The organism is Pseudoduganella aquatica (assembly GCF_020865585.1).
Taxonomy (GTDB): Bacteria; Pseudomonadota; Gammaproteobacteria; order Burkholderiales; family Burkholderiaceae_D; genus Rugamonas; species Rugamonas aquatica_A.
In genome coordinates this window covers 2,376,105-2,401,366 of record NZ_CP086370.1, presented here as the reverse complement: position 1 = coordinate 2,401,366, position 25,262 = coordinate 2,376,105, and the positions used below count along the sequence as shown (strand labels likewise).

The 25,262-nt window shown below is 65.5% G+C and carries 19 protein-coding genes and 1 tRNA gene; 9 read left to right on the top strand and 11 right to left on the bottom strand.

The window, feature by feature from the left end; all coding sequences use genetic code 11:
* Positions 1-18: 18 nt before the first annotated feature.
* Positions 19-1,302, bottom strand: a complete 1,284-nt coding sequence (locus tag KT882_RS10540) for an MFS transporter (protein ID WP_228895656.1) — start codon at positions 1,300-1,302, stop codon at positions 19-21.
* Between the two features lie 73 nt (positions 1,303-1,375).
* Here KT882_RS10540 and KT882_RS10535 point away from each other — a divergent pair, with 73 nt between their 5' ends.
* The gene (locus KT882_RS10535; RefSeq protein ID WP_228895654.1) at positions 1,376-2,503 is read left to right on the top strand and encodes a citrate synthase family protein; all 1,128 of its coding nucleotides are present in this window, start codon (positions 1,376-1,378) and stop codon (positions 2,501-2,503) included.
* Between the two features lie 19 nt (positions 2,504-2,522).
* Here the strand turns inward: KT882_RS10535 and KT882_RS10530 are convergent, their stop codons facing one another.
* Genes KT882_RS10530 through KT882_RS10520 form a run of 3 tightly spaced genes read right to left on the bottom strand, consistent with a single transcriptional unit; the run spans position 2,523 to position 5,527 of the window.
* A complete protein-coding gene (locus KT882_RS10530) occupies positions 2,523-3,326 on the bottom strand; it encodes a ParA family protein (protein WP_161072029.1) in 804 nt (267 codons plus the stop codon).
* A 49-nt stretch (positions 3,327-3,375) separates the two neighbouring features.
* Entirely contained in the window at positions 3,376-4,056 is a 681-nt protein-coding gene (locus KT882_RS10525) for a response regulator (RefSeq protein WP_161072030.1), read from the bottom strand.
* A 7-nt stretch (positions 4,057-4,063) separates the two neighbouring features.
* A complete protein-coding gene (locus KT882_RS10520; RefSeq protein ID WP_161072031.1) occupies positions 4,064-5,527 on the bottom strand; it encodes an ATP-binding protein in 1,464 nt (487 codons plus the stop codon).
* A gap of 167 nt (positions 5,528-5,694) precedes the next feature.
* On the opposite strand from KT882_RS10520, the gene KT882_RS10515 reads away from it, so the two are divergent.
* Positions 5,695-7,323 (top strand): cytochrome C, encoded by a 1,629-nt coding sequence (locus tag KT882_RS10515; protein WP_228895652.1) that lies wholly within the window; start codon positions 5,695-5,697, stop codon positions 7,321-7,323.
* A gap of 28 nt (positions 7,324-7,351) precedes the next feature.
* On the opposite strand, the gene KT882_RS10510 is transcribed toward KT882_RS10515, so the two are convergent.
* The 3 genes from KT882_RS10510 to KT882_RS10500 all read right to left on the bottom strand — a co-directional run bounded on the left by KT882_RS10510 (position 7,352) and on the right by KT882_RS10500 (position 11,777).
* Positions 7,352-8,992 (bottom strand): methyl-accepting chemotaxis protein, encoded by a 1,641-nt coding sequence (locus KT882_RS10510; protein ID WP_228895650.1) that lies wholly within the window; start codon positions 8,990-8,992, stop codon positions 7,352-7,354.
* A 102-nt stretch (positions 8,993-9,094) separates the two neighbouring features.
* Positions 9,095-11,002, bottom strand: a complete 1,908-nt coding sequence (locus tag KT882_RS10505; protein WP_161072034.1) for a DUF6351 family protein — start codon at positions 11,000-11,002, stop codon at positions 9,095-9,097.
* A gap of 28 nt (positions 11,003-11,030) precedes the next feature.
* Entirely contained in the window at positions 11,031-11,777 is a 747-nt protein-coding gene (locus KT882_RS10500; protein ID WP_228895647.1) for a substrate-binding periplasmic protein, read from the bottom strand.
* Positions 11,778-11,912: 135 nt separating this feature from the next.
* Here KT882_RS10500 and KT882_RS10495 point away from each other — a divergent pair, with 135 nt between their 5' ends.
* The 7 genes from KT882_RS10495 (at position 11,913) to KT882_RS10465 (ending at position 18,323) form a co-directional block, all read left to right on the top strand.
* On the top strand, positions 11,913-12,968 hold the full coding sequence (locus KT882_RS10495; protein ID WP_228895645.1) for a GGDEF domain-containing protein: 1,056 nt from the start codon (positions 11,913-11,915) through the stop codon (positions 12,966-12,968).
* A gap of 18 nt (positions 12,969-12,986) precedes the next feature.
* The gene (locus tag KT882_RS10490) at positions 12,987-15,614 is read left to right on the top strand and encodes a LuxR C-terminal-related transcriptional regulator (RefSeq protein ID WP_228895643.1); all 2,628 of its coding nucleotides are present in this window, start codon (positions 12,987-12,989) and stop codon (positions 15,612-15,614) included.
* A gap of 41 nt (positions 15,615-15,655) precedes the next feature.
* The gene (locus KT882_RS10485; RefSeq protein WP_228895642.1) at positions 15,656-16,429 is read left to right on the top strand and encodes a substrate-binding periplasmic protein; all 774 of its coding nucleotides are present in this window, start codon (positions 15,656-15,658) and stop codon (positions 16,427-16,429) included.
* 1 nt (position 16,430) lies between these two features.
* The gene (locus tag KT882_RS10480) at positions 16,431-17,009 is read left to right on the top strand and encodes a YdeI/OmpD-associated family protein (RefSeq protein WP_228895640.1); all 579 of its coding nucleotides are present in this window, start codon (positions 16,431-16,433) and stop codon (positions 17,007-17,009) included.
* Between the two features lie 57 nt (positions 17,010-17,066).
* The gene (locus tag KT882_RS10475) at positions 17,067-17,507 is read left to right on the top strand and encodes a hypothetical protein (protein WP_228895638.1); all 441 of its coding nucleotides are present in this window, start codon (positions 17,067-17,069) and stop codon (positions 17,505-17,507) included.
* Between the two features lie 96 nt (positions 17,508-17,603).
* On the top strand, positions 17,604-17,888 hold the full coding sequence (locus KT882_RS10470; RefSeq protein ID WP_228895636.1) for a type II toxin-antitoxin system TacA family antitoxin: 285 nt from the start codon (positions 17,604-17,606) through the stop codon (positions 17,886-17,888).
* Positions 17,889-18,323 carry a hypothetical protein gene (locus KT882_RS10465; protein WP_228895634.1) on the top strand — a complete coding sequence of 145 codons (435 nt, stop codon included), beginning with the start codon at positions 17,889-17,891 and terminating at the stop codon, positions 18,321-18,323. It begins immediately after the preceding gene.
* A 500-nt stretch (positions 18,324-18,823) separates the two neighbouring features.
* On the opposite strand, the gene KT882_RS10460 is transcribed toward KT882_RS10465, so the two are convergent.
* The 4 genes from KT882_RS10460 to KT882_RS10445 form a co-directional block, all read right to left on the bottom strand.
* On the bottom strand, positions 18,824-19,198 hold the full coding sequence (locus tag KT882_RS10460) for a BPSL0067 family protein (protein ID WP_228895632.1): 375 nt from the start codon (positions 19,196-19,198) through the stop codon (positions 18,824-18,826).
* Positions 19,199-19,337: 139 nt separating this feature from the next.
* A tRNA-Asn gene (locus tag KT882_RS10455) sits at positions 19,338-19,413 on the bottom strand.
* An 89-nt stretch (positions 19,414-19,502) separates the two neighbouring features.
* Complete coding sequence (locus KT882_RS10450) at positions 19,503-21,722, bottom strand: TonB-dependent receptor (RefSeq protein ID WP_161072043.1); 2,220 nt, start codon at positions 21,720-21,722, stop codon at positions 19,503-19,505.
* Between the two features lie 198 nt (positions 21,723-21,920).
* Positions 21,921-25,190, bottom strand: coding sequence for a DUF748 domain-containing protein (locus KT882_RS10445; RefSeq protein WP_161072044.1), 3,270 nt, complete (start codon positions 25,188-25,190; stop codon positions 21,921-21,923).
* Between the last annotated feature and the right edge of the window lie 72 nt (positions 25,191-25,262).

Below are 25,262 nucleotides of genomic sequence, written 5' to 3'. Positions count from 1 at the left end.
CTCCTCCGTTACGCCAGGCTACAGATTACACTGCCTCCCGCCAGCCGCGCCACGCAGCAGCACCAGCGCGTACAGCAGCAGGCAAGCGCCGGCCAGCGCCATGGCGCGCGGCACGCCCGCCAATTCAGCCGCAGCGCCCCACAGCAGGCTGCCGCCGGTCTGCCCGAGCGCCATCGCCATCAGGTAGACCGACAGCGTGCGCGCCCGCAGCGCGCTTGGGAAGGACAATTGCGCCGCGCTGTTGAGCGACGTGACCATGGTGGACCATGCCACGCCGCCCAGCGCAGACAAAGCCATCAGCACCGCCCAGGCCCGCACCAGCGGCAGGATCAGCAGCATGGCGCCGAAGATGGCCACTGCACCGGCCAGCAAATGCCGCCGCTCGAAGCGCGCGCGCAATTCCGGCAGCACGAAGGCTGCCAGAACCGCCCCGCCGCCCACGCAGGCCATCAGGCTGCCGAACGCGCCGCCTTCCCTCAGCAGCACGTCGCGCACGAACAGCGGCAGCAGCGCCGTATAAGCAATGGCCGCGCCGAAGATGCAGACCGTATGCCGCAGCAGCCTGCGGAACGAGGCCGATCCCCAAGCCGCCTGCAGCCCGGTGCGCAAGCCCTGCAAGGTGATGCCGCCTGCCGCTGCGGGCCGCTGCGCCTGGCCGTCTTCCTTGCCGCCGCTGCGCATCCAGTCCAGGTACACCAGCAGCAAGCCGGTAAAGGACAAGGCGTTGAACAGGAACAGCGGCGCCGCCCCCACCATGACGAACAGGGCGCCGCCCAGCGCGGGACCGGCAGCAGCCGCGAAATTGAAGCTCAGGTTATTCAGCGAGGCCGCAGCCTCCACTTCATCCGGCTGCACCAGCCCGGACATGGCGGCCTGCCATGCCGGCCACATAAAGGCTGAGCCGGAACCCATCATGAACACCAGCGCCAGCACGGCGGCAGGCGATGCGGCGCCGCTGGTGGCCAGCGCCGCCATGCCGGCCGCTGCCAGCGCCATGAAGGCGTTCACGGCGAACAGCAATTTTGCGCGCGGCACCGCGTCCGCCACCACGCCTGCCAGCAGGCCGAACATCAGCATGGGGGCATAGCTGGCGGCGGGCACCAGCGCCGTGGCCTGGGTGCTGTGCGATATGCTCGCCACCAGCCAGGCGGCGGCGAAGGTCTGGGTCCAGGTGCCAAGGTTGGACAGCAGGTTGGACAGCCAAAGCAGGCGGTAGCGCCGGTGCCGCAGCGGCTGCAGCATGGGGACTTTGCGGCGCGCCGGTGGCGCGGAAGGCGTTGCGGGTGGTGTGGTGTTGTGCATACAATGAGTCTATGCGGCGCGGGAAAACTGCGTCAATCTTGACTCCGGCAATCAACATAAATAAAAGCGGTGCATGAATAAAGAACTCACGTCCAGGGAAGCGGCGGCCCTGCTGGGCGTATCGGCCGCCACGCTGTACGCCTATGTCAGCCGCGGCTTGCTCACATCCATTCCCGATGGCGCGGCGCGCAGCAAGCGCTATGCGCGCGAGGAAGTGCTGCGCCTGGCCGCGCGCAAGGCCGACGGCAAGCGCGCTGGCCACGCAGTCGCCGCCGCCATGCACTGGGGCGTGCCGGTGCTGGAGTCGCGCATCTCGCTGATCGCCGACGGCAAACTGTTTTATCGCGGCCGCGACAGCAGCGAACTGGCCGCCCATGCGACGCTGGAACAAACCGCCGCCATCTTGCGGGACGAACCGGCTGCGCCCACTGCGGCGTCCAGCGCCGTTCCCACGTTGCCGCCGGCAGTGGCGGCGCTGGGACACGCCATGCCGCCACTGGAGCGCGCCATGGCCTTCCTGCCCGTGCTGGCCGCAAAGCCCGCCACTCCGGCGGAACTGATGCGCATGCTCGCAGCCCTGCTGCTCGACACGGAGATGAGCAGCGCGCCGCTGCATGAACAGGTAGCGCGCGCGTGGGGCGTTGACGGCGCGGGAAAGGAGTTGCTGCGCGCCGCGCTGGTGCTGCTGGCGGACCACGAACTCAATACCTCCGCCTTCACGGTGCGCTGCGTGGCCTCCACCGGCGCCGCCTTGCCTGCGGTGCTGTGCGCCGGCCTGGCCGCGCTTTCGGGGCGCGAACACGGTGGCCACTACCTGATGGCGAAAGAAGTGCTGGAAGCGCAACTCGGCGGCGAGACGGAATTGCCGCTGCCCCCCATGCAGCCCGGCTTCGGCCATCCGCTCTATCCCGGCGGCGACCCGCGCGCGGTGCTGCTGCTGGAAATGATGCGCCCTTTGCCGCAAGCGGCCGGCGTGCTTGCGCTGGCGGCCAGGGCAGCAGCCATCAAAGGCGCGGAGCCGAATTCAGACTATGCGCTGGCGGCGCTGGAACTGGTGCTGGATTTGCCGGCCCACAGCGGCATCATCCTGTTCGCGCTGGCCCGCTCCGCAGGCTGGCTGGCGCACGCCGCCGAACAGGCTGCGGACGGCGCCATGATACGGCCGCGCGCCCGCTACGTTGGCCACTACAGCGCTGGCTAAGCTCAAGCTTGGAAGCGCATCAGCCGCGCTTGCGTTCCTTGGCCTGGTTCTGCTGCGCGAACTCCAGCTCCTCGTACAGCGCCAGGAATTCCTGCGACAGTTTGTGGCGGCCGTCCAGATGTATCATCGGCAGGCAGCGCTCGTGCGATTCGCGCACCTTGATGGAGCTCGACAGCTTGCTCTGCAAAACAGGCAGCCCTTCGGCCAGCAGCTCGTCCACCATGCGCTGCGGCAGATTGGCGCGCGGCTGGAACTGGTTGACGATGATGCCTTCTATTTCCAGCGCGGGATTGTGGTCCGCCTTGATCTCGCCCACATTGTTCATCAGCGTGTACAAGGCCTGGCGCGAAAAATCGTCGCAGTCGAAGGGGATCAAGCAGGTGTCCGCAGCGATCAGCGCCGACTGCGTGAAGAAGTTGTAGGCCGGCGGCGTGTCGATGATGATCTCTTCAAATTCCTTGGCCAGCTCGTTGAGCGCGTCGCGCAGCTTGTAGATCTTGTGGCGCGACTCCAGCTTCGACTGCAGCTCCCCCACTTCCGGATGCGAGGGCATCAGCGACAGGTTTTCAAACCGGGTTTCATGCACGTAGCCGCGCGCCGACAGCGAGAACACCATGAAGTTCAGGGTCTGCTCGAAATAGCCCGCCACGGTAGGCTCGATTTCCTTGGCCGCGTCGCCCAGCAGGTAGCGGCTCGAGTTGCACTGCGGGTCGATATCGATCAGCAGCGTCTTCTTGCCCTTGTGCGCGGCGATGGCGGCAAGATTCACGGCAATGGTCGACTTCCCGACGCCGCCCTTCTGGTTGAAAATCACACGTTTCATTGCTGCTCCGTAGTTTGCGATAAGGGTATGCGAGGGGTTCCGATTGATTTTAGCAGATTGCCAACTCGAATCTGTAGCCTACGCCATACACGGACTGCAAACACTCAGCAGCAGCGGGCCGCGCGGCCAGCTTGCGGCGGATATTCTTGATGTGCGAGTCCACAGTGCGGTCGCTGATGTCGCGCAGATCCTCGTGTGCCACGTCCAGCAGCTGCTGGCGCGAATACACCCGCTCCGGATGTTCGATCAGCTCCGCCAGCAAACGGAATTCCACCGGCGTGAGAGGCAGCGGCGCGCCGGCCAGCAGCACGCGCATGCTGGTGCGGTCCACCGCGAACAGCGGCGCCGCCTGCACCAGCGCCCCGGAAGCGCGCCGCAGCTGCGCGCGCACGCGCGCCACCACCTCGCGCGGGCTGAAGGGCTTGCACACATAGTCGTCCGCGCCCGCCTCCAGTCCCAGCAGGCGGTCTATCTCGTCCACGCGCGCCGTGAGCATGATGATGGGCGCCTGCAGGAAGGCCCGCGCCGCCTTGCACAGTTCCAGGCCGTCCATTCCCGGCAGCATCAGGTCCAGCAGCACCAGGTCCACCGGCGTGGCGCGCAGCCAGGCCAGCGCCTGCGCGCCGTCGGCGATGCAGGTGGCGCGGTAGCCGCCAGCTTGCAGATAGTCCGCCAGCAGCGCGGCGATCTTCGCGTCGTCCTCCACCACGAGTATGTGGGCGTTTTCCATGGTCACCTCAATGTTTCGCCAGCGGCAGCCGCAGGCGGATGCGCACGCCGCCCAGTGCGGACGGCTGCGCCACGATCTCGCCGCCGTGCGCGGCCACCAGCGCTTTGCAAATCGACAGTCCCAGCCCGCTGCCGCCGCGCTCCCGCGTGCGCGCGCGGTCCACGCGGTACAGGCGCTCGAACAGGCGCGCGTAGGCGCCGGGCGGCACGCCGGGGGCGCTGTCGTCAATGGACAGCTCGGCATGGCCGCCACGCACGGCCAGCACTACGGCGATGCGCCCGCCGGCCTCGGTGTAGCGCAAGCTGTTCTCCAGCAGATTGATGACCACCTGGTCCAGCCGGCCTGCGTCCACCATCACCGGCGCGGGCTCATAGCCCAGCGCCCAGGCCAGTTCCAGCCCGGCCGCCGCCGCGCGCGCCCGGTAGCGCTCCAGCAGGGGCGGCAGCGCGTCCCGCCAATCCAGCTCGTGCAGTTCGCAATGGAGGTCGCCCGCATCCGCTAGCGCCAGCTGGTGCAGGTCGTCCACCAGCTTGGTCAGGCGCAGCACTTCACCGTGCAGCGATTCGAGCGCGCCGGGATCGGCCTTGCGGATGCCGTCCAGCAGCGCTTCGATTTCCCCGCGTATCACCGTCAGCGGCGTGCGCAGTTCGTGCGACACGTCGGCCATCACCTGGCGCCGCTGCTGCTCGTTGCGCTCCAGTTCCTGCGCCATGGCGTTCACGTGCAGCGCCAGTTCGCCCAGTTCGTCGCGGCTCAGCACCGGCGCGCGCGCCGAGAACTCGCCTAGCGCCAGGCGCGCCGTTACGCCATGCACAGCAGCCACGGGCCGCAGCAGATGGCGCGCCAGCGCCGCCGCCAGCGCAACCGCCACCAGCAGCAGAACGCCGGACAGCAGCAGGATGTCGCGCACCTGCGCGCGCAGGAAGCTGGCCGCGCTGGTGTTGGCGCTGCTGGCCTGGCGCAGCTGCAGCAGATGCACGCTGCCCACCTGCCGGCCGTCGACCATAATGGCCCGTTCAATGCCGGGCGGCGTATCGCGCGGACCGACCAGCGGCCTGCCCTGCTCGTCCAGCACCGACAGCCGCTGTGCAAACGCCATCGGGTCGCGCAGCGGTCCCTGGCGCGGCGGCGGGTCTTCCGGCCTTGGCGGACCGTAGCCGCCAGGACGCACCGGCGGCGGACGGCGCTGCGGCGGCGCGTCCGGCTCCATCTGGAACTGCGGCGCCATCTGGTCCAGCACATCCCGCATGGCGCGCGGACGTCCGCGCAGCCAGTCAAAGCCGCCTTCCTGCTTGTAGCGCTCGGCCAGCAGGCCGCTCACCTGGTCCAGGTCCTGCGCCTGCATCTCGTTGAGATAGGCGATGAAGCCGCGCTGCAGATTAACGCTGGCCAGCCACGCCATGGTGCCTATGCACAGGATGACGATGGCGCTGACGGCGAGCGCGATCTTGCGGGCGATGGTCAGCCGCATGTGCGCTCCGGGTGCGGAATGTGGAGTGGGTTCATCCCGCCATCATACCTGCCGAATGTGCAGCAATTGTGCATGCCGTTGTTCCTATGAGACCTCACAGCCACATCCATTTTTCCTCCACATTGCCGCGCCAATATGGTCTCCACCAGAACAACGAGGAGAAAACCATGCGTGCAACCATACGCCTCGCGGCAGCCGGCCTTACCGCCGTCATCGCCGCCTCGCTGGCCGGATGCGGCGGCGGAGCCACGGACAGCGGCGCCGCATCCACAAGGCTCGCAGCGGGCGGGCCAAGCCCGGCATCCGCAACGGCGGCGGCAGCGGACACCGGCGCCGAGACTAGCGTAGTCACCACAACTGTCTCCCGCGCGGCGCTAGGCGCTCCGGCGCCCGCCGCCCCGCTGCCTCAGCCCAACCTGGACGGCGCCTCGCTCACCGTCAGCCGCGCGGGCTACATTGACATGGCGAATCCCTTCTTTACGCCCATGGGCAACGGCCGCAGCTGCGCCAGCTGCCACAGCGAGAACGCCGGATGGAGCGTAACCCCAAGTGGCCTGGCGCAGCGCTTCGAGCAAAGCCAGGGTGCGGACCCGGTGTTCCGCCTGGTGGACGGCGCCAACTCGCCCACCGCCGCTGTGGCCACGCTGGACCAGAAGCGCATCGCCTACAGCATGCTGCTGACCAAGGGCCTGATCCGCGTCGGCATGGCGATGCCGGCCAATGCCGAGTTCACGCTGCTGCGCACCGACGATCCCTACGGCTTCGCCAGCGCCCGCGAACTGTCGCTGTTCCGCCGTCCGCTGCCTTCGGCCAACCTGGCCTTCATCAGCAGCGTGATGTGGGACGGCCGCGAAAGCCCAAGCGCCGCCACAGGCGTCAACTGCCTGCTCAATGCGCGTCCCGCGCAATGCTACGCCAGCATAGACAGCGGCCTACTGTCCCAGGCCACCAGCGCCGTGCGCGGCCACGCCGAAGCAGCCCGGGAACTCAGCGCCGCCGACCAGCGCGCGATTGTCGATTTCGAGAGCGGCCTGTACGCCGCGCAGTCCACCAGCAATGCGGCAGGCAGCCTGCTGGCCAACGGCGCCGGCGGCGGCCCGCAAGCGCTGGCCGGCACGGCCTTCTATTTCGGGATTAACGACCTGGAGGCGGGCGACTACCGTACGCAAGCGCCCTTCGACCGCAACGTGATGACAATGTTCGGCGTATGGCGCAACCTGGCCGCGCCGCCCGCCCCGCCGCCACCGCCGCCACTGCCTGGCCAGCGCAATCCACCGCCCGCACCCGCGCAGCCGGCACCGGCCAGCGCTGCGGACCTGGCCCGCGCATCGATCGCGCGCGGCGAAGCCCTGTTCAACAACCGGCCTTTCAATATCACGCAGGTGGCGGGCTTCCCGCAGCGTCCGGGCCAGGTCCAGCCGCAGCGCGGCAGCTGCGCCAGCTGCCACAGCGCGCCCAATACGGGCAGCCATTCGGTGCCGCTGCTGCTCGCCATCGGCGTGGCCGACGGCCGCTTCCGCACGCCGGACATGCCGCTCTACACGCTGCGCAACAACGCCACCGGCGAGACCGTGGACATCACGGACCCCGGCCAGGCCATGCTCACCGGCCGCTGGCGCGACATCGGCAAGATGAAAGTGCCCGTGCTGCGCAACCTCAGTGCCCGCGCGCCCTACTTCCACAACGGTTCGCAGCCGGACCTGCAGGGCGTGGTGCGCTTCTACGACCGCCGTTTCCAGATCGGCCTCACGCCGCAGGAGATGGCGGACCTGGGCGCCTTCCTGAAAGCGCTGTAAGCCGGACAGGAGGGCCCTGCCGGCCCCCTTATTGCGCAGCCACCTTGAAGAAGGAGACGGCGGCCTGCAGCTCCTCCGCGCGCACACTCATCTCCTCGGATGTGGAGGCCAGCTGCTCCGAACCCGCCGCGTTGTGCTGCGTGGTTTCGCTCAGTTGGCCCACCGCCAGATTGATCTGCGCCAGGCCGCTGTTCTGCTCCTCGGACGCGGCCGTGATCTCCTGGACCAGGTCCGAGGTGCGCTTAATATTGGGCACCATCTGGTCCAGCAGCTTGCCCGCGCGTTCGGCCAGCTCCACGCTGCTGGACGCCACTTCGCCTATCTCCTGCGCCGCCACCTGGCTGCGTTCTGCCAGCTTGCGCACTTCGGACGCCACCACCGCGAAGCCCTTGCCATGGTCGCCTGCGCGCGCGGCCTCGATGGCGGCGTTCAAGGCCAGTAAATTGGTCTGGTAAGCGATATCGTCGATGATGACGATCTTCTGCGCAATCTGGCGCATGGCCGACACGGTCGACTTCACCGCCTGCCCGCCCTCGATGGCCTCCTGCGCCGCCTGCGCGGCGATGCCGTCGGTCACCCTGGCGTTCCCGGTGTTCTGCGACACCGACGCCGTCATCTGCTCCACCGAAGCGCTGGTCTGCTCCACGCTGGCGGCCTGCTGGCTCGATGCCTGCGACAGCGACTGCGCCGTGCCGCTGATCTCCTCCGAAGCGCGCGTCAGCGCCAGCGCGCTGCCGGACACTTCGCGCAGCACACTGGAAAGCTTGGCCACCATGCCGTTCATGGCGTACAGCACGCTGCTCTTGTCGCCGCGCCGCAAGGCCATCGCCACACCCAGGTTGCCCTGGGCGATCTCGCGCACGATGTCCGCCGTGTATGCCGGCTCGCCGCCCAGCTGGCGCATCAGGCTGCGGTACAGCAGGTACATCGCCAGCGCGGACACCAGCACCGAGAACGCCAGCAAGGCCATGGTCACCTGCAGCGCGCGCGCAGCAGCCGCTTCAGCCGCGTGCACGGCGTCGCCGGTGCGCTGGTCCAGCAGGGCCAGGAACTCGTTCACCGGCTTCATGATCTTCGCCTTGTTCTGGTGGTAGGCCGCGTCGTGCGTCAGGCGGCGCGCCAGTTCGGGATTGGGCTCGCCCTTCTTCGTGAAGCGGCCCGCGCCATCATCGTACAAGCCCTTGACCGCGTTCATGGCCACGGTCTCCGCCTTCACCAGATCATCCGACTGGGCGCTCGCCTCGCGCAGCTTGCCCAGCTCCTTTTCCGAGAAGCCGGCCTTCTTCATCAGCTCCAGCAAGGGAACGGCCGCCGTGTCCCCGCCCGGCTTGGGCTGGCCCGCCGCCACAAAGTCCCAATAGATGCGCTCATAATCCTTCGGGCGCGGCCTGGCGCCGTTGCGGATCTCGAGGATCTCACCGTACTGCCGCTCAAACGCCGCGTCGCCCGTCACCACATAGGTACGCGCCAGCCGCGTCAGGTCGTCCGAGCTTTGGCGCAGTTCATCGGCCAGCAGGTAGGACTGGTAGCGCGCCGCCGTGGCGGCGCTGACGCCGGACTGGGCGCGCGTCACCTGCGTCAGTCCCCACATCGTCAGGCCGGCCAGGCCCGCCATCACGGCAAGGAACAGGCTGATGGTTTGTTTTAGTGACAATGTGTGGAGTTTCATGCCGTCCCCTTATAAGAAATGCGCGTAAACAAGCACTCTACTTAGAAGGAAATCGCTTGCAACTTGTACTTTGGTACACCCCCACGTTGGGGATTGCCGGCGTCAGGGCCGTCCCGCATCAGGCTTGCTGTAATCGCACACGCCCTGCGGGAAGATGCGGCGCAGCCAGTCCTGCTGGACGGGGCTGAACTGCACGCCGGACGGATACGTGCCGTCCGCCAGCGCCGCGTCCAGCGGCTTCAGGGCGCACTTGAACACGTCGCCCTTGATGGAGCCGCCCGCCACCATGCGCGGGCTGCTGAACACCGGATAGGCCTTGGTGCAGGCGCCCGGCGGATTGCCGTTCAGGATGCCGTCCCACACCGCCGGCCCGGCGGCAATCAGCGTGCTGCCGCTGTCATAGCACTTGTCGGTGAACTCCGGCGGCGCAACACCGCCGGCGAGATGGCGCTCCAGCACCGGCAAGGCCTCCATCACGCGCGTAATCAAATCCTCGTCCAGCCGCGTGAACCAGATCACCTGTTTCTTCGCCTCGGCCGCATTCGCGTCCAGCAGGCGCTGGCGCACGGAGAACGACTGCCGCGCATTGTGCATGTCCAGCTTGGGCTCCAGATAGGGCCGCAGGTCGATCACCGGAATGCCCAGCCGCTGCCCGGTGAACACATGGCCGGACGTGTAGGCCTTGTGCATGGCAGCCAGGTCGCCCGCGCGCCGCGGCGACGGCGCGCCCGCCGGATCGCGGCAGGTGGCGCTGCGCCGCATATTGCGGCTGTCGAAGGGGTCGTCCTTGTCCCAGTTGACGAAATCGGCCTGCTCCTTCCAGCCGCCCACGCAGGCATTGATGCGCAAGAATTCATCCGCCGTGATGGCGCCGCGCGCCAGCGCCGCCAGCCCATACTGCACGCCCACATTGTCCACCGGGATGGGCGCATAGCCGCGCGCGTCCACGCCGTAGATGTCGGCCAGGTCGTTCCAGTGTGTCCATTTCACGCCGCTGAAAACATTGGCGGGATAGCCATACTGCCTGGCGCCCGCGTCGAACCTGGCGTCCCGGTAGACCGGATTGAGCACGGTGGGCATGGCCATGCGCCACCCGGCGATGCACTCGGTTGTGAAGTCGCTGGCGTTCATGCCCTCGATCAGCGCGTGGTTGCGCCACTTGGCCCATGGCGAGGATGGATTGCGCTCCGCCTCCTCCCTGAAGTACTGCTCCAGCAAGGGGCAGTCGGAAACCGGTATGGTCTGCGTCACCATGTCCGGATAGGACTGGATGGCGATGCCGGCATCGATCAGGCCGGGCTGGTTCTGCGCAAACATATACTGCTGCACCGCGCCGCCCGAGCCGCCTATGCCGATGGTGAACAGCGGCTTGCCGTAAGCCTCCACAAAGCGCGCCTTGGTCAGCAAGGCCGTCTGCGCCGCCAGCGCCATATTGTAGTGAACCCCGGTCTCGTTGCCGGTGGAGCTGGCCACTGCGTAACCCTGCGCCAGCAGCTGCGGCATCAGCAAGCGCTCGGAGCTGTTCAGGCGCTCGTTCACCCACATGGGAATGCCCTGCTGGTGGCCTATGCCCACGCCGCCGCGCATCCAGTACACCAGCTTGCGGTTCCAGGCGCCCTGCTCCAGCGTGGCGATGGTGTACAGGAAGCGGTTGATGCTGCCCACCTCCACCCGCACCACGAACGGCGTCTGCACGCCGTTGACGCCAATGGTGCGTACATCGGAAGGCGGGTCCGCCGCGTCGTAGGCCTTGAAGCGGCTGCCGTTGTAGTAGAAGCGCAGCACGCGGGTCTGGATGGCGCACTGCTGGCTGTACCCCAGCAGCTCGCGGTCCGAATTGAACACCGGGTGCCCTATGCCCTGCTGGTTGTCCACCAGCGGCTGGCCCAGGCCCGCCTCCTCTGTGCGGCAAAGGAAAGGCTGCTGCAAAGGCTGCGCCCACGCCTGCCCGCACCAGGCCAGCCCCGCCAGCGCCGCGATGCGGACAGCCCAATGTCCCCAGTTTGCCATGGCATGCCTCCTTGTGACCGCACTCCCCCTACTTCGCCAGCGACGGCGCCAGCTCCATCCATTCGCGCGTGGCGCGGATGCGGCGTATCCCTTCCCATGTGGCCTGCACCACGGCCGGATTGGACTGCGCGTACTCATTGCTGAAGACCAGGTAGGCGTCGCTCACCAGGAAGCTGGGCGCGAGAATACGCAAAGACTTGAATTCATCCTGGGCGAGAAAGCCCCTGGCGTCCGATTCCCGTATCACCACCGCCTGGTAACGCTCCGCCTTCAGCATATGCATCAGCTGCAGGGCCGTCTTGGCGCTATCGGCGTTGCGGATCGCCAGGGCGTCCAGCGCCTGCCGCACCACGTTTACGCCGGCCGGATACGATACCGGACTGTTCGCGCCCAGCAGCGCCTTGCCATCCCAGCTCACGCCGCTGTCCGCCGTGGTCACCACCACCCAGGTGTCCACGCCGAGCGACAAAGCGCGGTCCGGCACGCCGTTCTTGAGCGGGAAGCGGACAAAATCGCGATACGCCTGGAAGGCCTGCACGCCAAGCACGCCGTCCACCTGGCCCGCCTTCACCGATTCGATGCAGCGCCGCCACGGCAGCACCACGAATTGCGGCTCGGCGCCGGCGGCGCGCACGGCGCTGCGCACCAGATACTGGGCCTGGCCTTCGTGGTCGGGAAAGGTCAGCGGCGCGGCCGGACGGTCGCTCACGCACAGCGTCACGGCGGCATCGGCCCCCGCAGCCGCCAGGGCCGCGCACAAGAACGCACACTTCAATGCGGATGCGGGTAGGTACTTCATCGGATCAGCATATCATAACGACAAGCCCATGCTTTAGGATGGTGACCAACTATACAAGGGCGGATACGCTGGCCGGTTGCTGCAATCACAGACCGACCAGGAGAGTAAGACATGCCATCCCAGCGCCGTGGATCGACGTTGCCCAGTATGCTGGCCAAGCTGGGCGCCATGACCTCTATACGCGAGCTGCAGCTCGTCGAGCAAAGCCTGCTGCGCACGCTGGCCCCGCTGCTGGGTGTGGCGGAAACGTCACTCTACCGCACCAATGAGCACCACCAGGTCACGCACAAGCTGCACCACTACCGCTCCGACAAGCGCGGCCCGGACGGCGCCGCCAGCACCACCGAGCGCATCGACGACATCCGCAACGACGCCAGCGTGGCTCCGCATATCAGCGCGCTGCTCGACTATATGCGCCTGCTCAAGCAGCCCAGCCGGCGCACCCACGGCCAGGGCTACCTGTTCGGCTATCCGCTGATCCACGGCGGCGGCCAGCAGTGCGGCTATTTCGTCTTCGAGCGCGAGCAGGACCTCACGCCCGTGGAGGAAGCCGTCATCGCCGGCGTGCTGAAGCTGTACACCAACCACTACACCCTGCTCGACACCAGCCAGCGCGACCGCCTGACCGGCCTGCGCAACCGCTACTCGCTGGAACTCAACCTGGACCGGCTGTGGGAGGAACTGGCCGCCCAGCAGGCGCCCGGCGCCGACGCGCCCCAGCAGGCCTACTGGCTCGGCATCCTCGACATCGACCATTTCAAGCGCGTGAACGACCAGTACGGCCACATCATCGGCGACGAGATCCTGCTGCTGGTGGCGCGCCTGCTGGGCCGCACGCTGCGCCGCGCCGACCTGCTGTACCGCTACGGCGGCGAGGAATTCATCGCCGTGGTGGTGGCGCCCGACCTGGCCGGCGCCACCGCGCTGTTCGAGCGCCTGCGCCTGGCGATTGAACAGTTCACCTTTCCGCAGGTGGGCCGGGTCACCATCAGCGGCGGCTTTTGCAGCGCCACACCCACGCTGCTGCCCGGAACCGTCCTGGACAGGGCGGACCGCGCCCTGTACCAGGCCAAGGCCGCCGGCCGCAACCGCGTGTTGCATTACGACGCCCTGATCAGCCAGGGCATCCTGGATGAAGTGGAATGTGGCACCATCGAACTGTTCTAACCCGGACCCGGCCTCCCCATGTTTGACCGTCTCGCCCAAAAGCTGGCGCCGCCCTCCACCGCCAGCGCCCTGCTGCCCCGCACCGGCATCATGGCCCGGCTGGAACAAGCACGCTGCTACCGCCTGGTGCTGCTGCGCGCCCCGGCCGGCTACGGCAAAACCTCGGTGCTGCGCCTGCTGCACGCCGACTGGCGCAGCCGTGGCGCCGCCGTCGGCTGGCTGACCTTCGACAGCGCCGACAACGACCCCGCGCGCATGCTGCTCAGCCTGCGCGCCGCCCTGCACGGCGAACATCCGCAGCCGGACGCGCCGGTGCGCTCGCTCAAACAGGCGCGCGTCACGCATTTGTTCCTGGACGAAGTGGACAGGCTAGACGCCGCCGCCATCCGGCTGCTGCTCTCCATTGCCACCGAAATCCTGTCGCCCGGCCTGCACATCTTCCTGGCCGGGCGCAGCCTGCACCAGGTCAGCGTGGCCAACCTCAAAGTGCGCAAGGTGCTGTGCGAATTCAACCTGGAGCAGCTGCGCTTCGCGCCCGACGAAACTGCCAGCTACCTGCGGCAAAGCGCGCTCTACCTGGACGAACGCGAACTGGCTTGGCTGCGCGAACAGACCGAGGGCTGGCCGGCGGCGGTGGAACTGCTGGTGCTGGCCTGGCGCCGCATCCAGGGCGGCAGCGCCGCCGGCCTGCCCTGCCTGCACGGCAGCGAACTGAGCGACTACCTGGCGGCCGAAGTGCTGCAGGCCCAGCCGGACCATATCCAGGCCTTCCTGAAAGCCACCGCGCCGCTGGCCTCCTTCAGCGCCGAGCTGGCCGACGCCGTGCGCGGCGCCGGCGACAGCGCCCAGCTGATCGCCGAGCTCCGCCTGGCCGGCCTGCCCATCCATCCGCTGGGTGATTTATGGTATCGATATCACCCCTTGTTTGCCCAGCACATCGTGCGCCACCACGCGGGCCGGCAGCAGGCGCCGGGCAGCAGCGCGGCGCGCGCGGCGGCCTGGCTGCTCAAGCAAGGACGCGGCCTGGAAGCCTTCGACTACTACATCATGGCCGGCGACCACGAAGGCGCGGCCGACGCGCTGGAAACGCTGGCCGAAGCGCTGCGCGCCAGCGGCCAGTTCCCCAGCCTGCTGCTGTGCTGCGACCAGCTGCCGGAAGCGCTGCTGCGCCGCCGCCCCCGCATCACGCGCAACCTGGTGGTGGCCCTGAGCTACTCCACCCGCCTGGCGGACGCCGCGCGCTGGCTGGGCTACTTCCGCGAACAAAGCATGCTGCCGGAAGCCGACCCGGCCTATGGCGACGCGCTGCGCGCCTACGAGCCGGTGCTGGCTTTCCAGTTTGGCGACGTGGACAGCGCCATCCGCCTGGCCGAGCGCCACTGGCCGGACCAGCAGTACGCCAATCCGCACGAACGCGGGGTGCTGGCCACGGTGTTGGCCTATTCCTACCTGGTGCGCGGCATGCTGCCGCAGGCCGCCGGCATGCTCATCACCGCGCGCCGCATCTGCGCCGAGTCGGGCAGCATCAGCAACACGGCGGTGGTCATCTTCGTGCAGGCCTACCTGGACGCGGTGGAAGGCCGGCTGGACATCTGCCTGCAGCAGCTGGCCAGCATAGACGCCATCCTGCACCAGCACAGCGACACCATCGCCCCCACTTTCCACTACTCCTACAGCGCCGCCCTGCTGCTGATGGTGTTGTATGAACGCAACCTGATGGACGCCCTGGCCGACCGCATGAAAGTGGCGCGCGGCCTGGCCGGCATTTCGCTGCATTGGGACACCTTCAGCGCCGCCCTGCTGATCCAGACCCGCATGTGGGCGCTGCAGCACGGCACGGCCAGCGCCAAGCGCTGGCTGGAGGGTGAAATCATGAAAATCGGCGGCAAGCGGCCGCCGCAAGTGACCGCCGCGCTGGAAGGCGAACTGTCGCGCCTGGCGGTGCTGGGCAACAGCCGCACCGCCATTGCCGCCTACGCGGCCCAGCTGGCCCTGCCGTCCGCCGCGCAGCCCGCCTGGATCTTCCCCAGCCAGGAGATAGACGGCGCCGGCATAGCGCAAGCCCGGCTCGACACCAGCGCCGGCCGTCCGGATGCAGCCATAGCGCAGCTGCGCCCGCTGCTCAGCCACGCCACCGCCACGGGCCGGCTCTGGCGCGCCGCCAAGCTGCGCGTATTGCTGGCGCTGGCGCTGGAGCAGACCGGCCAGGAAGACGAGGCCCTGGCGCAGCTGGCCCTGGCGGCCGAGCAGGCAGCCAAGTCCGGCCTGGTGCGCACCTTCCTGGACGAAGGCGCCGGCGTCACGCAGCTGCTGCGCAAGCTGCAAGCGCGGCCACGCAGCCTCAGCCCGGCCGCCGCCGACCACCTGCGCCTGCTGCTGGACTACGCCGCCGGCGCGGACGGCGCCCATCAGCCGGCGGACGGCCTCACCCGCACCGAGCTGTCGCTGCTGGCCCTGGTGGCCGAGGGCCACAGCAACCGCGACGTGGCGGCCAACCTCGGCCTGTCGGTGAACACCGTGAAATGGCACTTGGCGCAAATCTACAGCAAGCTCGACGTGCACAACCGGGGCCAGGCCGTGCACCGCGCGCGCCAGGCCGGCCTGCTGGCGGCCGCCGCGCCGGCCCGGCCGTCCGGCCCATCCTAAAGCATGGTGACTGCCGCCCGGCCCGCTTCTATGCTGGCTGCATGAAGAAGATTCGCCTCTGTGCCCTTGCCCTGCTTGCCGTGTCGTCCGCCCCGCCGCCCTGCAATGCCGCCCCCGCCCTCACACTGCAAATCGTCCAGCGCGCGCCGTATCTGATGGTAGGGCCGGGCAAACAGATGAGCGGCATTTCGGTCGCGCCCACCGTGGCGGCCTTCCGGCACGCCGGCATCGACGTGGCGTGGGAGGAAGTGCCGGCGCTGCGGCAGTTGCAGCGCCTGCGCGCCAACCAGGAGAAAGTGTGCTCGGTGGGCTGGTACAAGACCCCCGAGCGTGAACGCTACGCCAAGTTCAGCGACCCGGTATCGCAGGACTCGCCCTGGGCCGCCTTCGCCTTTCGCGGCTACACGCCGCCGCCCAGCGCCAGCGTGCGCGCCATCTTCTCCGATCCCGGCACCAAGATCCTGCTCAAGCAAGGCTTCGTCTACGGCGACTACCTGGACCAGGCCATCTCCACCATGACGGCGCAGCGCATGGACACCAACGGCGACATGCACCAGCTGTTCAAGATGATCGCCGCCGGCCGCGCCGACATCAGCTTTGCGCCGCTGGAAGAAATCCGCTATCACCTCGACCAGGGCTCCATCAGCCGCGCCAGTATCCGCATCATCGAATTCCCCGAAATGCCGGCCGGCTACCCGCGCCGCCTGATGTGCAGCAAGCGCGTGGACGACGACCTGCTGCGCAGATTCAATGCCGCGCTAGGGGAAAACGAGCGTGCTATGCTGCGCAAACGGTCAACTTCCAAAAAAAAATGACATGAATTCAAAGGTAGACGCCTACCTGCAGCGGGCCACCGCCTGGCAGGAGGAGCTGCAAAAATTGCGCGCGATCATACTCGGCTGCAAGCTGGACGAAGAACTCAAATGGGGCGTGCCCTGCTACACGCACAACGGCAGCAATATCGTGCTGATCCACACCTTCGAGGACTACTGCGCCATCCTGTTCTTCAAGGGCGCCCTGCTCAAGGACGAGGAAGGCATCCTGGTCCAGCAGACCAAAAACGTGCAGGCCGCGCGCCAGATCCGCTTCACCAGCCCCGCCCAGGTGGACCAGCTGCGCGGCACCATCAAGGCCTACATCAAAGCCGCCATCGCCGTGGAGCAAGCAGGCCTGGAAGTGGCGTTCAAGAAAACGGCGGACTTCGACATGGCCGAGGAATTCCAGGCCAGGCTGGACGACTTGCCCGCCCTGCAGGAAGCCTTCGAAGCGCTCACACCGGGCCGCCAGCGCGCCTACCTGCTGTATTTCTCCGAAGCCAAGCAAGCCAGCACCCGCAGCGCCCGCGTGGACAAATGCGCGCCGCGCATCCTCGCCGGCAAAGGCCTGAAAGATTAGGGCTGTGAAACTTTTTCGCTGTGCTATGTTGAATAGATCAGCAAAGGAGGACGCACCATGGGCTACCGGGACGATTTCTACAAGAAAGAAAACATTCTTGGCTACACAGGCGACCTGACGGACATCAAGTTCACCGTCTACTTCGCGGACGCGGGCGGGCTCAATCCCAAGACCGTGGAAGTGGACGGCAGGCAGCAGGTGCTGGTGCAGTTCGGCCGCATCACGCAGTACCATCCGCACAAGGACAACATCGGGCGCGGCGAAGTGCACGAATGCTATTCTTATTCGATCTTCAACGAGAACGGCCAGGCCAAGGAATGCGTGTACGGCCGCAGCGAGCTGAAGAAAATCGGCATGCGGCAAAAAGGCGGCGAGGACGAGCACCTGTCCTTCCACACCAGCCGCAACAGCTTCGAGCCGGTCAACGGCGGCAACCTCGAAATCCTGGCCTCGGCAATCACGCGCTTCCAGAATGCCAAAGACAAGGTCGGCGCATGAAAATCCCGCCCCTCTTACGCATACTCCCGCAGTTTGACCCATCCGTACAAATGGCGTACATTGAAAGAAAGGTGGCTACTGCGATGAGGTACAACCATGCCCGATACCGTTAAAGCGCGCAACGCGCGACTGGAAGCACGCGTGCCAAGCGAGCAAAAGGATTTCTTCCAGCACGCCGCTACGCTGGCTGGCCAAACCCTGAGCGAGTTCGTCATTGAAAGTACGCAGAAGGCTGCAGCCAAGGTCGTGCAGGAACATGAACTTATTCGCCTGTCACGAGAAGAGCAAATTGCCTTCGTATCAACGTTACTCAGCCCGTCCGAGCCCGGTGCTCGCCTGCGACAAGCGGCTGAAAGCTATCGCCGGAAATCGGGGCTGTGATTGCCCATCAGACTGGCCAGTAAATACGTCGTTCCGCTTCAAAAGGAGCACGATCGCAGTGCTTTTGACTGCAAGAATGATGGCCTTAACCGCTACCTCAAACAACTAGCACGGCAGGATGCTGAGAAGTATGTGGCCGCGCCTTTTGCTCTGGTAGAACCCGACGCCCCTGTGGTCCGTGGCTACTATACGCTCGCGTCGTCACTCATCCCTTTGGACGAATTGCCGGCTGAGCTGGCCAGGAAGCTCCCGCGATACAACAACCTTCCCGTCACGCTTCAGCATGCACAACAAATTGCTTCAATGGCTGTTGTAGTGGATGCCAAGGACGATGAGGCCGAACACTTTTATAAGCACTTCAACTTCCTGCCTTTCCAACGGACACCGCTTCGCCTATTTCTGCCGATGATACAGATTGAAAAGCTCTTTCCCTAACAACAGCCGCAGCGACGGCGCCCCAGTTCTGCCTGCTCCACGCTGCGCAGCAGAGCAGCCTTAAACTCGGCGACGCTTCCAGCCGCGAAAGCATCCGCATCAGAACTAGTCGCATCCAAATGAAAGCAAAGTGGCTTGCTTGCCATGCTGGCGCCAGCGAGCGCGGCATTCACGGGTTTCCGATGCGTCCAAACGCACATATTTGTCCGTCCCCGAGTAGAGACAATCGACATAGTCAGCGAACTGGGGGGCGTCAGTATTCATAGCCCACCTTTGAGATACGACACCCTTGTGGATGGTCTCGGATGCGGGTGCCATAATGGGCATTACGGAGTCATCCAGATTTTTACCCTCTCGAGGAAATGAGACTATCCGTACCGATGTCAGCGTCGCCCGGTCAAGTCCCCATCTAGCAGGTCCTAACGCAGGGCAACTCAGGGGTTGTGCGTGCACGCTGCAGGCAACCGCCAAGAGTGACAACGCAAAAATCGAGTCGAGCTTCATTGCACGATGAAGTAAAGCTCAGGCCGTTGTGCCACGCCTCTGCTCGCGGGACGGCCGAAATAGATTTTGCGCTTGACCGGACTGTGGCCTATCCACTGGTCGAAGATCTCAATTCCATTCGGTATCTGGCGCACAAATATTGCGGCGTGATTGCCTGTGGCCTTGTTGGGATAACGGCCTTTGACAAAGGTCGCGATCGCTGTGCCCTCGGGTATGGTCTTACCCGCGTTGAGCAGGTCTTCTACTCGCTCACCTTCCTGCCACGCAGCGGTAGCTGGCGCTCCCGTCAGCGCTTTGACTAGCGCTACACATTGGCCACTACCGACTTTTTCGGTTCGCTTGCTATAGCTTTCGCTTGCGACGTATGGCATTTTTCGCCCCCTAAGATATAAAGCTTCATCCTAGTTCTACATCCAAGCCGTGACGTTGAGCGGAATCAATGCATATTCCTGAAGTTAAGAAGCAAAAAGCCCAACCGATAAAGGCTGGGCTTTTTGTTTTACTGAATTCTGGCTCCCCGACCTGGACTCGAACCAGGGACCTGCGGATTAACAGTCCGTCGCTCTACCGACTGAGCTATCAGGGAAAAGAGGCCACATTATAGTGACCTCGTTCCAGGCTGTCCAGCGCCCCGGCGAAAAATATTCCTCCCGGGCCGGGCCGCCTGCGGGCTGCTTAGAAGCTGCCCTTGAACTGCACGCCCCACTGGCGCGGCTCGTTGATGAAGCCGGTCAGGTTGTTGAAGTCTATGGCGCCGGTGATGCGCTGGGTGTCGGTGATGTTGCGGCCGAATGCTGCCACTTCATACTTGCCGCCGGCCCAGTTGTAGCCCACGCGTACGCCGCCTTCGGTCAGCGCCTTGCCGGTGAACTCTTTGGCTTCGTACAGGAAGAAGTTCACCTTGCTGCGGTAGGACCAGTCGGTCAGCACGAACAGGTTGCCTTCAGCCAGCGGCCAGTTGTAGCGCGCGCTGGCGTTGAAGATCCACTTCGGCGCCTGCGGCAGCGCATTGCCGTCGATGACCACGCGGCCAGCGGCGTTGATCGGGTCCGTCACCGTGCATTTTCCGCACTTGTTCACCGACAGCGACGCGTCGTTGATTTCGGTGAAGTTGTACGAACCGCTCAGCGCAACCTTGAACTGGTTGGTGATGAAACCTTCGATCTCGCCTTCCAGGCCGTGGCCCTTGGTCTTGGCTGCGTTGATCAGCTTGTTGACGTTGGAATTGCCGCCAACCACGGTCAGCTGCTGGTTCTTCACGTCGTACTGGTACACGCTCAGCGAAGCGCGCGCGCGGCGGTTCAGCAGGTCGGCCTTCACGCCGGCTTCCACCGAAGTGATGGTCTCGGCGTCGGCCACGGTGATCGGCACAGAGGTCGAAGCTGCGGCGATACTCGGGGCGCGGAAGCCGGTGGCAACGCGGCCGTACACGCTCACGTCCTTGTTCAGCGCGTAGGTGCCGCTCAGGTCCCAGTTGATCTTGTCCTTGCTGGCGTCCACCGAGGATGGGCCAACCAGCGTGGTGTTGATCGCCTCAAGGGTGTTGAAGTCCTTCTTGTCCTTGGTGTAACGCAGGCCGCCGCGCACGGTGAACTGCTCGTTTACGGCGTAATTCACGGAACCGAAAGCCGCCCAGGCGGTGTTCTTCTGCTGGCTGGTCACGCGGGTGGTGCGTACGCCATTGGTGCCGAAGTTGTCGGTGGTGCCGGTGGCGTCTTCATTGAAGTAGTACACGCCTGCCTGCCAGTTCAGCGGACCGGCGTTCTTCGACTCCACACGGAACTCTTGCGAGTATTGCTTCAGGTCGGGAATGCTGCCTGCGGTCTCCACCTGGAAGGGCACGGCCGGCGCATTGCCCGGGTTGCCGCCGTCGATGTCGCCACGGCTCAGGTACTGGTTGATGGCTTCATAGCCGGTGATCGAGTACAGCTTGACCGCGCCCAGGTCCCAGCTCAGGCGCACGTTGCCGCCGGTGGTTTTCAGGTTCTGGAAGTTCAGGCCGTTGGTGGCGATCTTGTCGGCGTCAAAGCCGTCAATCAGGTCGTTCGTGCCCGGCTTGATGATGTTGGCGCGGAACAGGCGCGAGCTGCCGGTGGTCACGCGCTGGTGCACATTGAACAGCGCGTTGAAGTCGGCGTTCGGCTTGTACAGCACTTGCACGCGCTCGGCGTGTTCGTTGTAGCCTTCCAGCGAGTCGTTTTCCTTGGTGTAGGTGTTCGACACGTAGTCGTCGCGGTGCTGGCGCAGCGCGGATACGCGCAGGGCCCACTCGTTCGACAGCGGAATGTTGAACGCGCCTTCCACGTTGGTGGTGCCGTGGCTGGCGTAGGACAGGTTGTAATAGCCCTCGGTGCCTTTCAGGCTAGGCTTGGCCGATTCGAACTTGACCACGCCGGCCGGGGTATTGCGGCCGAACAGCGTGCCCTGCGGGCCGCGCAGCACTTCCACGTTGGCCAGGTCGAACATCGGATAACCCTTGAGGATGGGGTTCTCTTGAACGACGTCGTCATAGATCAGCGATACGGGCTGCGATGCGAAGGTGCTGAAGTCGGCATTGCCGTAGCCACGGATGTAGAAGCGCGGGAACACGCGGCCGGTCGACGATTCCACGTTCAGGCTAGGCACTTTGCCGGCCAGTACGCGGATATCCTGGCCGCCGGACAGGATCACGTCCAGCTTTTCATCCTTCAGCGAGGAGACCGATACCGGCACGTCGCGGATGTTTTCGGTACGGCGCTGCGCGGTCACGGTGACCGTTTCCAGCTGGCCGGCCTGGGCTTGCTGCGCGTCGGCCGATTGGGCCATGGCCACGCCGCCTGGCACCAGTGCGCTCAGCGCCAGTACGGCGCCGCCGGTGCGGGAAAATCGCTTCTGCATCTTGGACATCTTCATCATCACATTCCTGTCTGGGTAGTGCTTGGTTGAGAAAGTTGTCTCCACCCCTCCCTCGTAGGGAGTGTTTTATGTTGCGCAAAATGCAAAAGGCCGCGCTAGTGGCGCGGCCCCAACACCTTGCATCAAAAGTGCGCGAATTATATATGCCCTATATCAACAGGAACAACATATTTTTCTCGATATGTGTTAAGCAATTTATTACTTCAGTGCAAAATCCACGCCGCAGAATGCCGGCGAGGTCTTGGCGGTGACGATGAAGATGCGTTCGGCCGACACCGCGCCGGTGGTGCTCAGCCACTCCTTGGCCGCTTGCGCGCGGCGCGCGCCCAGGGCCAGCACGTCCGCCTCGGTGACGGTGGAATTGGCCAGCATCAGCTTTTCCATTTCGTCCGGCGGCAGCGTTTTTTGCAGGCCGAGCGCGTTTTTCGGCTTGGCGAAGGTTTCGTCTTTGTACACGCGCGCCAGCAGGGCCGGGTATTCGTCCTTGCCAACCACGACGGTGCCCTCCGGCACGGCGTTGCGGGCTTGCAGGTCACGCGTTTTCAACTGGCGCACCTTGCGTTCGATGGCGACGCGCTTGAGCGCCTCCAGGTCCGCTGCGGGGTCGGCGCGGCCGGTGATGTCGAGCTTCAGGCCGGGGCGCTCGGTCAGCGCCTTGGCCAGCGCCTGCAGCCGCGTTTCGCTGGCGGGCAGCAGGTTGGCGTGGCCGGCCTCGAAGTCCAGCTTGGACAGTTCTTCGCCGCCGCCGAACAGGGAGCCGATCAGCGCGAACGGCGCCGTCACGGTCTTGACGATGGCGTTGCCGATGATCTTGAGGATGATGCCGCCCAGCGAAAACTCCGGGTCGTCCAGCGAACCGCCGATGGGCACGTTGATGTCGATGACGCCGTTGCGGTCGCTCAGCAGGGCTACAGCCAGGCGCACCGGCAGCTTGGTCGCTTCGGGGTTGGTGCTTTCATTGCCGAAGGTGAGCTGGTCCAGCACCAGGCGGTTCTCCGCCTTGAGCGCGCGGTTCTCCAGCTGGTATGCCACCTCGAAGGTCAGCTTGCCCTTCTCAATGCCGTAGCCGACGTATTTGTCGGCATAGGTGGACAGGGAGGCCAGTTCCATGCCGCGCACTTCGGCTTTCAGGTCCAGCGACAGGTCGCGCTTCAGCGGATTGACGCGGCCAGCGATCAGCAGCGGCGCGCTGTTGACTTCTCCGCGCAGGGATACGCTGGCGTTGCTGTTCGGGTCCGACGACAGCCCGGCGACGGTGCCGCCTATGCCTTTCAGGTTGGCCGTGTAATTGGGCTTGATGAAGTTGTCGGTGAAGCGCACGCGCCCGCCGGACAAAGTGAGCTGGCCGATGCGGATGGGGGGCATCGGGGCGGCATCGCCCGCAGGCGCGGGCACGGACGCACTAGGGGTGGAGGAGGCGGCGGCTTTATCGGCCTTGGCCGCTTTGGCTTGCGCAATCGCCGCCGTCGCGCGCGAGCCGGCTTCGGTCAGGCTGCGGTCCTCATTGGCGGCGTTGCGCTTGATGTCCTGCACATTGAGGCGGCCGGTGGGGTCGATAATCACGCGGGCGAAGAAGTCGCTCAAGGCCACCTTGTCCACGCTCAGGGCGAACGGCTGCAGCTTCACGTCCATGCCGTCGAACGACAGCGCTTTCCAGCTCAGGAAATCGTTGGAACTGGTCTTGTCCACCGTGGCCAGATTGTTCACGCTGGCGTTGCCCTTGAAGCCGCCCAGCAACGCGCCGTCCTTGCCGGTCTCCAGCAGCAGCTTGCCCTTGGTGCTTACTGCCGCTTGCGTGAAGCGCAAATTGACGTAGTCCGTGGCGTAAGGCTGCACCGGCAGCAGGCCGATATTTTTCAGGTCCAGCGCCAGGTCGGCATTGAAGGGAGCCAGTCCCAGCGTGCCGGAAATGCCCAGCTGGCCTGTTTTGTTCACCGCCGCTTTCAGGTCGAATTTGCTGTGGCTGGCCGGCGCGGTGGATATGTCCTGCACAGCGAGGCTAGCGGGAGACAGCGCAAAAATAACCGGGTCCGCGTGGCTGCGGTCCTCAACGCGCAGCGACCAGTCCTTGATATCGACATTGGCCACCGTCACGAGATAAGGCGCATCCTCCGCGGCCTTTGCGGCGGGGGCCACAGCAGCGCTGGCGGCGGCGCGCTTGCCCTGCGTGTAGGCGACGTTTGCGCTGGACGACGCCACGTCGCCTATCGCTACCGTCTTCTTGCCCGTGTCCGCCACGATGTCGCGCACGGTCAGGGCGAATTTTTCAACGCCAGCCTTGGCGGCGGATTGCGGCGTATCGTCCGCATAGCGCAGCGACGCGTTGCTGAACACCAGCTCCTTCAGCGAGACTTGCGTGCCGGTGCCCTGTGGCGCAGGCTTGGCGGCGGGCGCAGCGGCCGATGCCACGGCCGGCGCCTTGGACGATGCGGCGGCGGGCACTTCGGCGGGCGCAGCGGCTGGCTGCATCAGCCGGTCAAAGTTCAGGCGCCCCTTGGCGTCGCGCGCCACATCCACATCCAGGCCGTCGAAGGCCAGGCGCGCCAGCTCGTAGCGGCCGGCGAAAATATCCAGGCTGGCCAGCTTCGCATCCAGCGCGGCCAGCTTGAGCAAAGGCTTGCCGTCCGCCTGCGTCATCGCGAGGTTCTTCAGGCTCGCCTCGCCGCGCACCACGAGCGCGGCGGCCTTGCCCTTGGGCTGCACAAAGCTCGCCGTCAGGCGCGTGCTCAGCGACGCGCTGGGCAGCTTGAAATTCGGCGTGCCCGGCAAGTAGTCCAGATAGCGCGGCAACTCCACGCCATCCAGGTTCAAATCCACCGCGAATTCCTTCGCCTCGCTGAATGGACGCGCCTTGCCCTTCACCAGCAGCGGCGCACCGTTGATCTTCGCGCTCAGCAAAGGCTCGACAAACACCTGCACGTCTGACGGCATGGACGACACAAACGGCACGCCCAGCTTCAGCCCCTCCACCGTATGCGTGGCGCGCGCAGGCATATCCTCGAAGGCGATGCGCCCGCCTTCAAGCTCGATATTGTGCACCGCAAAGCGCGCCGGTTCGGGCGACGGCGGCTGGCTGGCCGCCAGTTCCAGAATGTCGTCTATGCTGTAATGGTTGGCGTCCTTGCGCACAAGGTGGACGTAAGGCTGCGTCAAACGCAGCTGTTCCACCACCGGCGCCAGGCGCCACAGCGATTCGCCCGCCAGGTCCAGCGACAGCGCATCAAAACTGGCAAAGACAGCCCCGCCCTGCGGCTCCAGCAGCTTGAAGCCGCGTATCTGCATCGCCAGCGTAAAGGGATTAAATGTCACCTCGTCGATGCTGAGTTGACGGTGTAATTTCTCGGCCGTGAACTGCACTGCCTGGCTTTTAACGATTGCGGGCAAAGCCAGGAAACCAATCCCGGCATACAGCGCCACGGCGCCGGCCACCGCAGCGGGTACGACGCGGAGTAATGTTGTTTTCTTCATGGAGTCATATTAGCCAAACTGGCCAACTATGGATAGTTTGCAATTGTGGACTGTAGCGCAATCATGCAGTAT